This is a genomic window from Austwickia chelonae, assembly GCF_003391095.1.
Classification (GTDB): domain Bacteria; phylum Actinomycetota; class Actinomycetes; order Actinomycetales; family Dermatophilaceae; genus Austwickia; species Austwickia chelonae_A.
The window spans coordinates 3,529,743-3,542,939 of record NZ_CP031447.1 but is presented as its reverse complement, the minus strand read 5'-3'; the positions used below and the strand labels follow the sequence as shown (position 1 = coordinate 3,542,939).

Sequence of the window (13,197 nt, the reverse complement as noted above, 5' to 3'; positions counted from 1 at the left end):
AAGAAGAGGACCGATGCGCTATCAGAGTACAACAGGATTGCCTGTCGAGCAGGTTACCGAGCTGACGGCGCGTATCGCCCAGATCTTGCACAGCCGCACGGTACGTCCCGGTCGACCGGCCGTGTTGGGTTTGTTCAAGCAGGTGGTCCTCACGCTGACACTGCTGCGACAGAACCTGAACCAGATGGCGGTGGGTGACCTGTTCGGTGTCAGCCAGCCCACCGTGTCGCGTACCTACCGCCGGATCGTGCCGCTCATTGAGGAAGCTACCTGCCTGCACGCGCCCGGAGAACTGGTCGATCTCGTCCGTGGCCGGGTGGTCATCGTTGACGGTACCGATGTCCCGACCAGGGCAGTTGCGCCCGTGATCACCGAGAACTACTCCGGGAAGCGGCACCGCCACGGACTGCTCATCCAGGTCGCCGCAACCCTGGAAGGCACGCTCCTGGCCGTCTCCGAACCCGTGCCGGGCCGACGCCACGACCGTCGAGCCCTCACCGACACACGATGGGAAGAAGCCCTCGAGCACGCCTGCTGGATCGCCGATCCCGCCTACCAAGGCACCACCGCCATCACCCCCATCAAACGACGCCCCCATCACGACCTCACCGACGACCGAAAAACAGCCAACCGCACCATCAGCACCCTGCGCGCCGCCATCGAACGCGCCATCGCCCACCTCAAAAACTGGAAAATCCTCGCCACCGGCTACAGAGCCCGACTCACCGAACTACCCAACCTCATCCGCACCATCACGAGACTAGAATTCTACCGACTCGGATGGTGACTTATGAATAATGCTCTCAGTGTCGGGCGGCCCGTAAGAGAACGAGACCGCACCGTACTGCTCCAACACTGCACGGTTGGCTTCCGACCAAGCGGCCAGCCGTGAGGGGTATGTCATCGATGACACACCACCGCGATGCATGTGGCCAGCGTCATCTGACTCGGCGGCGGCCCGAACCGAGAAGTTCCTACGTTCGGCCCGGGGATAACCGACCATTCTGGTTTCCCTGCCGGAAAGAGTGATTTCGTCGGCACGTTGAACTCGACAAAGGCTCCCTTGTCAGCGGGATAGGCTGCCGGGTCAGCAGGATTGGTGACGAAGGTCCAGCCACCAGCACCCTCCTGCACCAGATCGGTGTTCTTCATCTTGAGCAGTTCGTCCTCGCTCATCCATCGGCCGACTCTTGTCAGGTCGTCACCGGACTTTGCGGCACACTTGACCCCAGTGACACACCAACCCGACGAGGTGACCATGGCCCTGGGCGAACGCATCAAGATCCTCCGCAAGGAACACGGCTGGTCCCAAGCCGACCTCGCCACCCGCCTGAACGCCGACGCCGGACAGATCAGCCGCTACGAGAACGGCAAGATCACCCCCTCCGTCGAAGCCGTCCTCCGCCTCGCCGACATCTTCGACGTCTCCTGCGACTACCTCCTGCTCGACGACGCCCCCTACGCGGCGGCAACCCCCTCACCGACCTCGACAACCTCACCGACGCCGACCGAGCCGCCCTCCTGCACATCCTCGACGGACTCCTCGCCAACACCCGCATCCGCGCAGCCCTCAGTGCCGCCGGCTGACCGCGCGCGAGGAAACCTCTACCCGGGGTGCTCGGTGATGAACTCTCGTGGCACAGCATCAGCCAGCCACACCTTCGCGTTGCCGGCATAGAACGCCACACCAGTCTCGGCCGCAGCCTGAGCATCGACCCGCAAGATGACCGGCACGTCGGCCTTGCGCGAACCGACAGCCCACGCCGTCTCCCGGTCGACCGACAGATGCACGAACTGTCGCCCCATCGGGAGCAGCCCGTCCACCACAATCCTCTCTGCCGCCGACGGGGACGTGCCATGAAACAGCCACCGCGGAGGCTCCGCCGGAATCCGTTCAACCCGCCCCGGCACCGAATGGCCGTACAACGCCCGAATGCGGCCATCCCGGATCTCGTGGCGCTGCTTGCTCGCCCCAGCCACCATCACCTCAACATCCGAAACCGTCAGCTTCGACCAGCTCCGCTCGACCCGCAGCGCTTCCACCAACGCCGCCAGGGACACCCAGCCCTGCCCATCCAGCTCGAGCTCGTACACCCACGGCTCATGCCGCAACGCATGCGACACGATACGGCTGAGTTCACTCAAACTCGATCAGATCCTCGACGGCTTGGCGGAACCACGCGAAGAAGTCCGGGTACACCTCACGCTCCTCCCAGCCTGGAGAAGCGAAGTCATGTATCACCACGACCTCGCTCGCGCTTCGCGCACCATCCCAGCAGGCGACATCGTCGCTATCCTGGCGAACGGCGAAAGGAACCAGCATCCGGTCTGGGAACCGCTCGGCCAGGCCCCTTCCACGCTCACGAAGCCGAGCTCCCTCCAGCACGTGCCATGGCTCCAAGTTGGTCAGACCCAACTCGACAACCCTCACGAACGAGGGCGGGTAGTCGAAGCCACCAGGCAGATCGCGGATCGAGAGCAGTTCTGCCACTAGTTGCCACTCCAACCCGTGACCCACGAGCCGAGCGGGTTTGCACCTCGATACCCAGCGCTCTGACCGCCGATCCTGTTCATGACAGCGTCTCCCCAAGTTGTCGGCACCCCACCTTTGACCGTCGTGAACCGCTCGACCATTCTAGCGGGAAGCGCGTCATCGAAGCCATGAACATTCGCCCGGACGTCGATTCCCGCCCGTTTGGCGGCCAGCAGCCTTGTGTTATCAAGACTGGTCAACCCGCCATCGTTCATGCGAACGACATCGATGGCGTCCCCCACCCAGCCGTTCGCACGCATGCTGGCCTCGATTTCAGCAGCTCCGTTCACCGAACTCTGGCTGAACCGAATACCCGAACTAGATACACCCTTTGCGGCGGGTGGTGTGATGCCTGTGGTGGTGTTGGTGGGGCATTTGCCGGGGGTGAGGCCGTGGGGGTCTGTCCAGGTGAGGGGGTTGGGGACGGGGGTGTGGGGGTTGATTCCGCCGGGTAGGCCGGTGGGGTCTGGGGTGGTGAAGGTGGCGTGGGTGGGGTCGTACCAGCGGTGGTGGTTGTAGTACCAGCCGATGTCCTGGTCCCAGATTTGGCCGAGGCTGCCGAGGGGGCAGTGGGGTGTCTCGGTTGTGGGGGTGTGGGAAGGGTTGGGGTTGAGGGGTTGGCCCCACAGGGTGGTGTGTCGCTGCCAGGTGACTTGACCGGTGGTGGTGAGGAGTTCGGTGGGGGAGCCGGCCAGGTCGGTGACGATCGCCGCGAACTCGCCGTCGACACGTTCCTGGGTCCACCCGTCGACGGGGCACCCCTGGCCCTGCTCGGTCTGCGGCCGGAGGGTGCGGGGAGCGTCCTCACCGGTCTCGGTGTGGTGACGTTGGGCCAACGGGATGCCGGTGTCGGGGTGGCGGTCCCAGGTCAGGGACGACGTCGTGACCCCTTCAGGGCTGATGATGGTCGTCGTCTCCTCGATGACGTCCCAGGCCGACCAGGCCCATCGCCGCGTGTGGGTCGGTGTCTCCTTCCGTGTGGTGGTGGCGTGCACGCGTCGACCCAGGGGGTCGTAGCGGTAGCGCACGGAGAGGCCGTCAGGACCATCCGCCTGGACGAGGCGGTCCTCGCCGTCCCAGTGGTAGGTCCATTCCAGGCGTTTGCCCGACAGAGTCCGGCGGCTCCGGCGCGTGACCCGCCCGTCGACGTCGTACTCGACGTGCCACGCGCGCCGATCCCGAACCGCACCCCTCTCGGGCACGCCACTCGCCCGTACGGCGCCGCCGTCGGTGTTCTCGCCGCCCGTGAACCCGCCGCTGCTGGTCGCCGCGGTGAGGGCACCGGTCGCGTCATAGGCGAAACGTTCATGGAGCCCGCCGTAGACATCGCCGGAGTAGCCGTCGCCGGTGCGGCCCTCCGGCGCGGCGCGGCCGGTGAGTCTCGACTCCACGACACGGCCCATCGGGTCGAGGTCGAACTCCCGGATCCCGCCGGCGTCGGATTGACCCGTCAGACGACCGGCGCCGTCGTACCGGTAAGACCGACCGATCCCCACCCCGACACCCGTGACGGAGTCGACGACGGAACGGACAGCTGCCAACCGGCCAGCCGCGGTCCATTCCGACTGGATGACAGCCCCGGAGTCCACGACCCGCGCCATTTCGCGACCCGCGCCGTCGAGGGCGAACGACAACGATCGCCCGCCGACGTCCAAGCCCGTCAGGGCCCCGCCCGCGTCATAGGAGAACCCCGTGCCAGCCCCCGACGGGGCCCGCCGAGCCACCACCCGACCGGCTGCGTCCAGCCGGGACCACACCAGCGACTCGCCCCACCCCTCAGCGACCACCCGACCGGCCGCATCGCGACCGATCACCATCACCCCTTCGGCACCCGCCGAAGCCTCTGCCGTGGACAACAACCGGCCAGCCGCGTCATGCACCCACCGCGTCAACCGCGGCACCCCCGAGGCGCCGGCCTCACCGAGCGGCCCATCGACGACGCTCTCGATCAGATCACCGAATTCGTCGTAGGAGTAGGCGACCCGCTGCCCCGAACCGTTCACGCGCTCGATGACACGCCCCGCCGCGTCGTACGACCAGAAAACCCGCGCCCCGTTCACGTCCGTCTGGGCGACGACCCGCCCCGCCGCGTCGTGCTCGTACCGCCACGACCGCCCCAACGGATCCACGGCAGCGACCAACCGCCGCTCCGGATCCCACTCGAACTCCACACGTCCACCGTCAGCGGCGACCCGCGCGACCGGCCGATCGAACCGGCCGTACTCCCACGACGTCACCAAACCCAACGGATCCGTCCGGCGAAGAAGATTGCCCTCCCCGTCGTACTCCCACCGGTTCTGCCCACCGTCCGCATCCCGCGCCCACGTCACATGCCCGTCGACGTCGTACGCAGCGACCCACTCACCGGCCGCATCGCGATCCGCCACGACCCGCCCGAACACATCCCGAGACCACTCCCGGGTCCGCCCCGCCCCGTCGACCACCCGCACCGGCATTCCCGCAGCGTCGTTCTCCCACCGCGTCACCCGCCCCGTCGCGTCCGTCACCGCCGTCGTCGCGCCAGTCCCGGCGTCGTGCTCCACCCGCGTGAGCCCACCCGCGGGATCCGTCACCGCAGCCAACGCCCCTGACCGGTCCCACTCGTACGCCCAGACAGCCCCATCGGGCTCCACCACCCGGATCGGGCGCGCCGTCCCCGGCACGAAGGTCATCGTCGCGGCCCGCCCACCGGGACCGACCGCCTCGACGACATTGCCGTCGTCGTCGTACCGCCACGTGGACACACCCCCCACCGGATCGACCACCGCTGTACGCCGACCCCGCGAGTCCCACTGGATGACCGTCGACCCACCCAACGGATCGGTCTCACGGACCACACGCCCAGCACCGTCGTGCTCGAAACGCCACAAGTGCCCGTTCCCGTCCCGGAACGTCGTCTCCCGGAACAGGTCGTCGTAGAACAGGACCGAAGAAAGCGTGCCATCGGACCCGGACCCGGCCACGCACCGGCCGCGGTCGTCATAGGTGTAGTCGTAGCGTTCACCGTTCCGGTCCAGCCACCAGGCCAGGCGGCCCTGCGGGGTGTAACCGAACCGGGTGGCCGCCGCCGCATCCCCGACATGCTCGGCGACCAGATGACCGTCACCGTCATAACCGAACCTGCGCACCGTCACCGGACGGCCACCATCACGACTGACCCGGATGGCCGCGACGCGGTCACCGGCGTCCGTGCGATCGAACTCCACCAGATACCCGCCGGAGTGCCGCCAGGCCGTCGGCAGGGCACCATCGGCATAGTCGACGTCGATACGGTTACCGTGCCCGTCGACGACCGCAGTGAGCCCATAACCGACGACAGCGCCCGGCTCACCCTCACGATCAGGAGCGACACCGGCGAAGGAAGGGCTCGAGAACTCGCGCCGCACCCCCGTCGCCGGATCCGAGACGACATACCCGCCGCCCACCGTCGCCTCCAACGGCCACCGGTCACCCGTCACCGGCATGACCCGTCCACCCGGCAGCGGCGCCTGATAGATCAAGGTCACGGCGTCGGCGCGATAGAACGCCAATGCGCCCGTCTCCGCGTCGACCTCGATCCGCTCATCCAACGAGGACGACCACGAGGCACCGAACGCGCGGCCCCGACGGTACGACGAGACGTGCATCCGCTCCAACCGGATCGGCAGAACCCCCGGCAACTGCAGATCGACACAGCTCAGGACGACCTCGCCGGTCGCGACATCGATCGGGTCGGTCCGACACGTTTTCAGCTCCGGCCGGCGGCTCACCCGCGACAGGTCGCCCAGACCGTCCGCCGCGGCAGCGACATCGCGCATCGAATTCACCGACCCGCGCGCCGCCGTGCCCTCCGCCGCGGCCTGCGTCAGGCCCTTCACCCCCGCTTGGCCCGCCTTCGCCCCCTTCGCCGCAGCACCCCCACCTGCCGTGGCCAACGTGAGGACAAGATCAGGGACAAGTCTCCCCGCCGCCCGGGCAGGATTACGACCCCAGGTGTCGAGGTCGAGAGCAGCGCTCCCCACGGACTTGGCGAACTCGACAGGATGATCCTTGGCGTAAGCCAGCATGCTGACGGTGCTCTCAAACTTCAGCTGATACTTCGCGGACAACTCCTCGAAAGTCATATCGCCGCTGATCACCCCGGCAAGCTCTCTCAGCTGCTGGTTCTGCATGGAGGCGAGATCCAGTATGCCCATCAGACTGTCGCCCACACCCTTGGCGAGCTCGCCCGCCTGCGACAACCAGTTACGTCGTTCCGGTGCGTTCGCGGCGGCGGCTCGCATCGACATTGCACACGCCGCCGCTGCCTCGTCCAGTTGTCGTCTGGCGTCGTTGAACGTCGAGACCGCGCCTTCGCGGATCACCTTGCCCGGGTCGACGAAAGGCTCGATCGTCAGGGCGAAGGTGCCTGGTCCGTTGACACGCTCCCACTCGGCCTTCTTGACCTGGCCGGCCTTCACATCGGCCTGATAGGACGTCTGCGCCTGACGGGTCACCTCATCGCCGCGGGCATATTCGCTGGTGCAGGCGGCAGCCGTGGACTGTGCCTGGGCCAACGCGTCCGCATACACCTCAGCTGCGGACGCGCCACGGCGGAAACCGTCCGCGGCATCGCGCCAACGCTGCGGCTCCACAGTGAACTTCTCACGGAAACGGTCCGCCGCCCTTCCGGTCCACCCATCGGTGGCCACGATCGACAGATCGACGGCGATCCGGTCGAACACGCTCGCCTGCGAGCGCAATTCCGACGCCCTGGCGCGGATCCCGTTCGGATTGCCGTCGATCCGGAAGTTCACCTGTTCCCCATCCCGCATTCCTCCTACGTCGCTGGTGCGTCGACTTGCTCGTCAGGCCCCCGGACGGGGGACCGCGGGCAGATTCGCTGCTATGCCTCCGACCCGCTCCGCACCACGACGCTCGAACGACACATACTCGGCCGCGACCTTGTTCAACACCGCCGACAACTCCTCGGTGTCTTCCCGCAATGCATCGATCCCCAGCTGCCACCGGTCAACGAACTCGCTGATCCCGCCCCAGGCCACCTCGTGGGCCACATCCGCCTCGGTCGGAGCCACATCACAGACGTCCGTGTCCTGGAACCTTGTCAGCACCTGGCCCAACTTGTCCGCAGCATCACCCAATGCCTGCAGATCCACCTCGAAGTCGTACGACGGCATCCGGATACACCCCTTCTCTCGTCAATGCCCGGTCAGTCGATGATCGCCACGGCGCGCACCTCGGCGGAATGTGCCAGCTCACGGAGGTCGGCCACCGCCCGCTTCAGTTCGGCCGCAGAGGCTGCCAAGCCCTCCGTCGCCCGCGCGAATCGTCGGTCGAAGTCGTCATGTGCCTGGCGGGACGCCGTCGAGGCCCCCCACCTCGCGATACGGTTGCGTACGGCGGAGCGCATCTCTTCGATCTCCGCCGTGAGGTCGCGCTCGGCGGTCTTCAACGCATTCTCGAGGGCGTCCAGTGAGGCCACGTGTACGACCAGTCTGCGACCGGTGCCCCCGCCGCCGTCGCCCCCCGACTGCGACGACGCCATCAGTCCATCCTCAACATTGAAGTCCCTGGCGCGCCGACACCCCCGCCCGCAGACGAGGCCAATCCCGACACGGCATCGGACTCGTTCTGCCCCGCCGAGGAATCCACGTCCGCGAGTGCTTGGGCATACTCCTGCAACGCCGGCAGGATGCCCGACGCTGCTTTGAACCATGTGCCCAGCTCGGTGTTCAGCACGTCGGCGGCGTGCCCCGTGAATCCGGAGGAGGCGGCCTGGACGGCGTCGGCGGTGTTCGCCAATACCCGCTGCACTTCGGCAGCCGACACGAGCACCCTCTCAGCTGCGGCACGCTGATCACCTAGACGAAGTTCAAGATCCAACGACACCATGATCTCCTTACCCAGCCGCCCACCCGGAGCTTGCATGATATCGAGATCGGCTCACAGGGTGCCGGACGTGAGACGAGGCATCACCTTTTCAGCCGGACCGAGATCCTCCGCCGTACCCTGCGCAGGCAGCACCTGCCGACCTGCTCACTGCACCCTACTGAGCTGCTTCGCACTCACCCCCGTCGAACGGACCCAACCCGATCTGCGGTCGACGCATCACGTAGACGACCACACCGATCGCCATCCACACACCCAGGGCGACGAACTCGGTCGTCCCCAATTGACCCGGCGACCCCGGAACCAGCAGCAACAGCAGGAAAGCCAGCGAGGCCAGCACCCCGACGACCGCCTGCGACCGCTCTCCACCATGGCCCACCCTGGTCGAGATCAGACAGGTCGACAGATAGGCCACCCCGGCCAGCACCGAACACATGTTGACGACATAGTTGACGACTTCACGCCCCGCCCAAGGAGCGATCAACCCGATCCCCAAGGCCAGGAGCACCGCCCGGTCGTGAACGCCCGCCTGGTTGCGGCGAAGGAAACCTGACGGCAGGAAACGATGGTTGGCCAACGAAGCCGCCAACTTGCCGGAGGACAACATGAACGCATTGATGCCCCCCATCACGGCACCGGCCAGAGCCAGGATCAACGCGCCCAGACCGACCGGCCCCAAGACGGACTGCACCGCGGCACCCGTCGGCCAGGTCACCGAACCCACCTGATCCGGGGAGAAGACCATCCCGGTCAACGTGTTGAGCGCGGCATACAACGACGCACCCAGGACGATGCCGAGAACCGCGAACCGGCTCGCAGCCCCTGGCGCGAACCCCAGATCCCGCGAGACCTGCGGGATCACGTCGAAACCGACGAACAGGAAAGGGACGATGGCGACCACACTCCCCACCCGCCCCCACGAGATCGACCAGCCAGCCAGGTAACTCTGGGCGAACGGCCCCAGATCCACCAGGAAGAACATCAGGGCGAAAACGACCGCGACATTGGCGACCAGCCCCAACACGAGGACGTTCTGGACGCGAGCGCTTCCCCGCAGACCCCTGATGTTCAACCAGGCGAAGAGCACCATGACCGCGCTGGCGATCGCCACATCGGAGACGTACACCGGGTAACCGGCCACCGAGTAGAGATATCCGACCGAGACCGCCTCACCGAAGACCCGTTTGAGGACCAGCACGAAGGCCGTCCCGTTCAGTCCGACCAGGCTGATGTAGGCCAGCAGCAGCGACCAACCGACCGCGAAACCGACTACCGGCCCGAGATGCTTGTACGCGTAACTGAACTCGCCACCTTCGTCGCCGTGGCGCAGCATCATCACGTGGTAGCCGGTCTGGATGAACACCATCAGCACGGCGCCGATGGCCAACCCGATCGCCGTGTCGACAACCCCGGAGGTCTGGAGGAAGCGCGATCCCGGCAGGGTGAACGAACCCCAGCCGATGATCGCGCCCACCACCAGAGCGATGACGTCGATCCGTGTCAGCCGATGTGAGGTCGCTTCGGCAGGCGCTGGCCTTGTCTCAACTGAAGTTGTAATCGGTCACCACTCGCTCGCGCTGGTCCATCACGTCGTGGAAGTACTCGAAGTTGCTCAGCCCGAGGAAGGCACCGTTCACGTTGACGGCTTCGGGGAACCCGGTCTGGTTGAGCTCGCGGGTCACGTAGTACGAGCGGTGTCCGATCCGGCAGTGCAGGTACACCGGCTGGTCGGTGGGGATCTCGTCCAAACGGTTGCGGAACTGGCTGAACGGGATGTTCAACGCTCCTCTGATGTGGCCGAGGTCGTATTCGTCGGGTTCACGGACGTCGATGATGGTGGCGCCTTCGTCGATGAGGCGACGGATGTCCCGGTGCTTGACCTGCCGGATCTCGCCGTTGAGCTGGTTGGTGGCGACCAGCCCGGCCATGTTGAGGATGTCTTTCGCGGTGCTGTAGAGCGGGGAGTAGCACAGCTCCAGTTCGGCGAGGTCGTGGACGGTGATGCCCTGCATGAGCAGGGCCGCGACGACGTCGATCCTCTTGTCCACGCCGTGTTTTCCGACGGCCTGTGCGCCGAGGACGCGTCCGGTGGGTACTTCGTAGATCAGCTTGAGGTGCAACGGGGTGGAGGTCGGCATGAGCCCGACCTTCTCGGCGTTGATGTAGTAGATCGAGTCGAAGTTCAGCTCTTGGGCGGCGCATTCGGCTTCGTTGAGGCCGGTGGAGGCCGCGGTCAGGTCGAAGACCTGCAGGACGCTGGAGCCGAGCACGCCGGTGCGGCGGTTGAACCGGCCGTTCACGTGGTCGGCGGCGGCGCGGGCCTGACGTTGAGCAGGTCCGGCCAGGGCCAGGCGCATCGGTTTGCCGGTGAGTCGGCCGAATTCTTCGACGGCGTCGCCGACGGCGTAGATCGAGGGGTCGCTGGTGCGGTAGTTGTGGTCGACCTTGATGCCGCCGGTGGTGCCGATCTCGAGGCCTGCGCCGCGGGCGAGGGTGGTTTCCGGGGTGACGCCGATGGCCATCACGATCGTCTGTGCGGTCACGGTGCGTCCGGAGGCCAGGGTGATGGTGTCCCCGTCGATGGCGGCGACCGCGTCCCCGAGGGCGAGGGTCACGCCTTGGTCGTGGATCTCGCGGTGCAGTGGCTGGACGATGTCGGCGTCGAGCCGGAGCATGACCTGGTCGGCGGCTTCGACGAGGGTGACCTTCTTGCCTGCCAGCCGCAGGTTCTCCATCACTTCGAGGCCGATGAATCCGCCGCCGATGACCGCGATCTCTTCGGCGGCGTCGCAGGCCGGCTTCAGCCGTTCGATGTCGACGACATTGCGGACGACGTGGACATTGTCGGCGTCCTTGCCGGGGATGTCGGGAATGATCGGGTTCGCGCCGGGGGACAGGCACAGGACGTCGTACGACTCCTCGAACTCGGTGCCCTCGTCGACCTTGCGGACGGTCACCGTCTTGTTCTCACGGTCGATGGAGACGACTTCGTGGCGAGGGCGCACCTCGAGGTTGTACCTCAGCCGGAAGGTCTCCGGGGTGACCAGGACCAGGCTGGATGCTTCTTCGACGATGCCGGACAGGTGGAAGGGTAACGCGCAGTTGGAGAAGGAGACATCGCGGCCGCGTTCGAAGACGACGATCTCGGCGGTCGGGTCGAGCCGTCGGCACCGGGCGGCGAAGGACATGCCTCCGGCGACTCCGCCGACGACGACGATCTTCTTGCTCATGCGCTGGTTCCTTTCGAAGCGGGCACGTCTTTCGCGCCGCTGGTCTCTTCGCCGGCCGCGGAGGCCGGGACGGGCGGGTAGTTGGGGGGTTGGGTGTGGCGTTCCGGTCCGACCAGGTTGATTCGGCCGTGGAAGTACTTCAGGGCGAGGATGCCGCCGGTGAACAGGGCGACGCCGAAGACCCATCCGGACAGGGAGAGGTTGCCGATACCGGAGAACAGGGCACCGATGTTGCAGCCGCCGGCGAGGCGTGCGCCGACGCCCATGAAGAGCCCGCCGACGGCGTAGGTGAAGGCGTCCACCGTGGAGAACTTGGTGTCGAGGCGGAATCGTCCGGCGAGGAGCAAGGCACAAGCGGAGCCGAAGATGATGCCGACGTCGCGCACGGACCCGCTGTGGTTCAGCAGGCCCCCGGCCACGGAGGTATTGATCGAGGCGAATGAAGGATGGGTGATCTGGATGCCGAAGAGATCGAGGAAGGCCACGGCCCATACGGTGAAGGCGCTGGTCACACCCCATGACTTCTTGGTCGTGATCAGGATGAAGAGGAACATGAAGGCCAGCAGGATGCCGCCGGTGCGGAAGTCCCATCGAGTGACCATCAAGTGGTGGTAGGTCCGGGGGCTGAAGAAACGGAAGGGTTTCCCGGTGTCTTCCTGGGGGACGTACCTTTCGCCGGCATCCCATTCCTCGACCTGGTAGTACCCCTCACGTTTGCGGTACTGCTCGTAGCGTCGGACGAGGACCCACAGACCCATCAGGCCGAGGAGGGTGGCGATCACTGCTCCGGAGTAGCCGAGATGGTCCGGCAGGTAGACGCGGACGCCAGTGCCGATGGGGCTTTCGGTCATCACGGCACGCAGCCAGTGTCCGGGGACGGAGCCGAGGATGAAGAAGGGGAGGGAGAAGAGGACACGTACAGCCCCTTCGCCGAGGTCGGCGAGGGTTCCGGAGGCGCAACCGCCGGCCATGATCATCCCGGCGCCGAAGATGACGCCACCCAGGACGAGGGGGAGGCCGATCTCGAGGATGACCTGCGTTCCGGGGATGACCTTGGCGCCGCGTCCGGCGTTCCAGGCGGCGACGGCACCGTCCTGTACTGCGGCCCAGTGGATGCCTGCGGTGACGACGGCGGCGATGGCGAAGGTGAGCAGGAGCGCTTTGGAAAGGCTTCCTTCGCCGGTGATGTAGATCCGTTTGACGCCACCGGCGAAACCGAATCGGCTACGGGTGAGGATGTAGCCGAGGGCGAGTCCGGTGCCCATGTACAGGGCGAAGATCTCGGGTTTCTTGGCCAGTAGTCCGAGGAGGAAGGCGACGATGATGACGCCTGCGCCGATGACTGGCTGGTAGCGGTTGCGGAAGGGCGGGAGCGGTCGCAGTGTGCGGTCGAGGTTCCCGTCAGGCGAGACGCGTGTGGCCTCGCTCTCCGTCGGGGCCTGCATCTGTATCTCCTTGTGATGGGTGTGCCTGGGTGGGGTCACTGTCGAGGAATGTCAGGGGGTATGGACATTCGTCGCCGGATGTTCGGGGCAGACATCGTCGTCGGATTGCCGAGGTCAGGCT

Annotated in this window: 12 protein-coding genes; 2 read left to right on the top strand and 10 right to left on the bottom strand. The window is 66.3% G+C overall.

Annotated features, from left to right (window positions below; genetic code table 11):
• Positions 1 to 13: 13 nt before the first annotated feature.
• A complete protein-coding gene (locus tag DX923_RS15540; RefSeq protein WP_116115988.1) occupies positions 14 to 787 on the top strand; it encodes a transposase family protein in 774 nt (257 codons plus the stop codon).
• Positions 788 to 900: 113 nt separating this feature from the next.
• On the opposite strand, the gene DX923_RS15535 is transcribed toward DX923_RS15540, so the two are convergent.
• Complete coding sequence (locus DX923_RS15535; RefSeq protein ID WP_162873066.1) at positions 901 to 1,176, bottom strand: hypothetical protein; 276 nt, start codon at positions 1,174 to 1,176, stop codon at positions 901 to 903.
• 55 nt (positions 1,177 to 1,231) lie between these two features.
• Here DX923_RS15535 and DX923_RS15530 point away from each other — a divergent pair, with 55 nt between their 5' ends.
• Positions 1,232 to 1,678: a helix-turn-helix domain-containing protein gene (locus DX923_RS15530; RefSeq protein WP_162873065.1), complete on the top strand. Its 447-nt coding sequence runs from the start codon at positions 1,232 to 1,234 to the stop codon at positions 1,676 to 1,678.
• Here DX923_RS15530 and DX923_RS15525 read toward each other — a convergent pair.
• From DX923_RS15525 to DX923_RS15485, 9 genes are all read right to left on the bottom strand, one after another.
• A complete protein-coding gene (locus tag DX923_RS15525; protein ID WP_116115985.1) occupies positions 1,606 to 2,145 on the bottom strand; it encodes an RNA 2'-phosphotransferase in 540 nt (179 codons plus the stop codon). The genes DX923_RS15530 and DX923_RS15525 overlap by 73 nt on opposite strands.
• Positions 2,138 to 2,518, bottom strand: coding sequence for a hypothetical protein (locus DX923_RS15520; RefSeq protein WP_205413066.1), 381 nt, complete (start codon positions 2,516 to 2,518; stop codon positions 2,138 to 2,140). The genes DX923_RS15525 and DX923_RS15520 overlap by 8 nt, the downstream gene beginning before the upstream one ends.
• The gene (locus DX923_RS15515; RefSeq protein WP_116115984.1) at positions 2,491 to 7,326 is read right to left on the bottom strand and encodes a putative T7SS-secreted protein; all 4,836 of its coding nucleotides are present in this window, start codon (positions 7,324 to 7,326) and stop codon (positions 2,491 to 2,493) included. The genes DX923_RS15520 and DX923_RS15515 overlap by 28 nt, the downstream gene beginning before the upstream one ends.
• 33 nt (positions 7,327 to 7,359) lie before the next feature.
• A complete protein-coding gene (locus tag DX923_RS15510) occupies positions 7,360 to 7,689 on the bottom strand; it encodes a hypothetical protein (RefSeq protein WP_116115983.1) in 330 nt (109 codons plus the stop codon).
• A 32-nt stretch (positions 7,690 to 7,721) separates the two neighbouring features.
• On the bottom strand, positions 7,722 to 8,057 hold the full coding sequence (locus DX923_RS15505; protein ID WP_116115982.1) for a hypothetical protein: 336 nt from the start codon (positions 8,055 to 8,057) through the stop codon (positions 7,722 to 7,724).
• Positions 8,057 to 8,440, bottom strand: a complete 384-nt coding sequence (locus DX923_RS15500) for a hypothetical protein (protein WP_162873064.1) — start codon at positions 8,438 to 8,440, stop codon at positions 8,057 to 8,059. The genes DX923_RS15505 and DX923_RS15500 overlap by 1 nt, the downstream gene beginning before the upstream one ends.
• A gap of 118 nt (positions 8,441 to 8,558) precedes the next feature.
• Complete coding sequence (locus DX923_RS15495; RefSeq protein ID WP_346218104.1) at positions 8,559 to 9,896, bottom strand: APC family permease; 1,338 nt, start codon at positions 9,894 to 9,896, stop codon at positions 8,559 to 8,561.
• A gap of 46 nt (positions 9,897 to 9,942) precedes the next feature.
• On the bottom strand, positions 9,943 to 11,631 hold the full coding sequence (locus DX923_RS15490; protein WP_116115979.1) for an FAD-dependent oxidoreductase: 1,689 nt from the start codon (positions 11,629 to 11,631) through the stop codon (positions 9,943 to 9,945).
• Positions 11,628 to 13,076 (bottom strand): YeeE/YedE family protein, encoded by a 1,449-nt coding sequence (locus tag DX923_RS15485; RefSeq protein ID WP_116115978.1) that lies wholly within the window; start codon positions 13,074 to 13,076, stop codon positions 11,628 to 11,630. The genes DX923_RS15490 and DX923_RS15485 overlap by 4 nt, the downstream gene beginning before the upstream one ends.
• Positions 13,077 to 13,197: the final 121 nt, after the last annotated feature.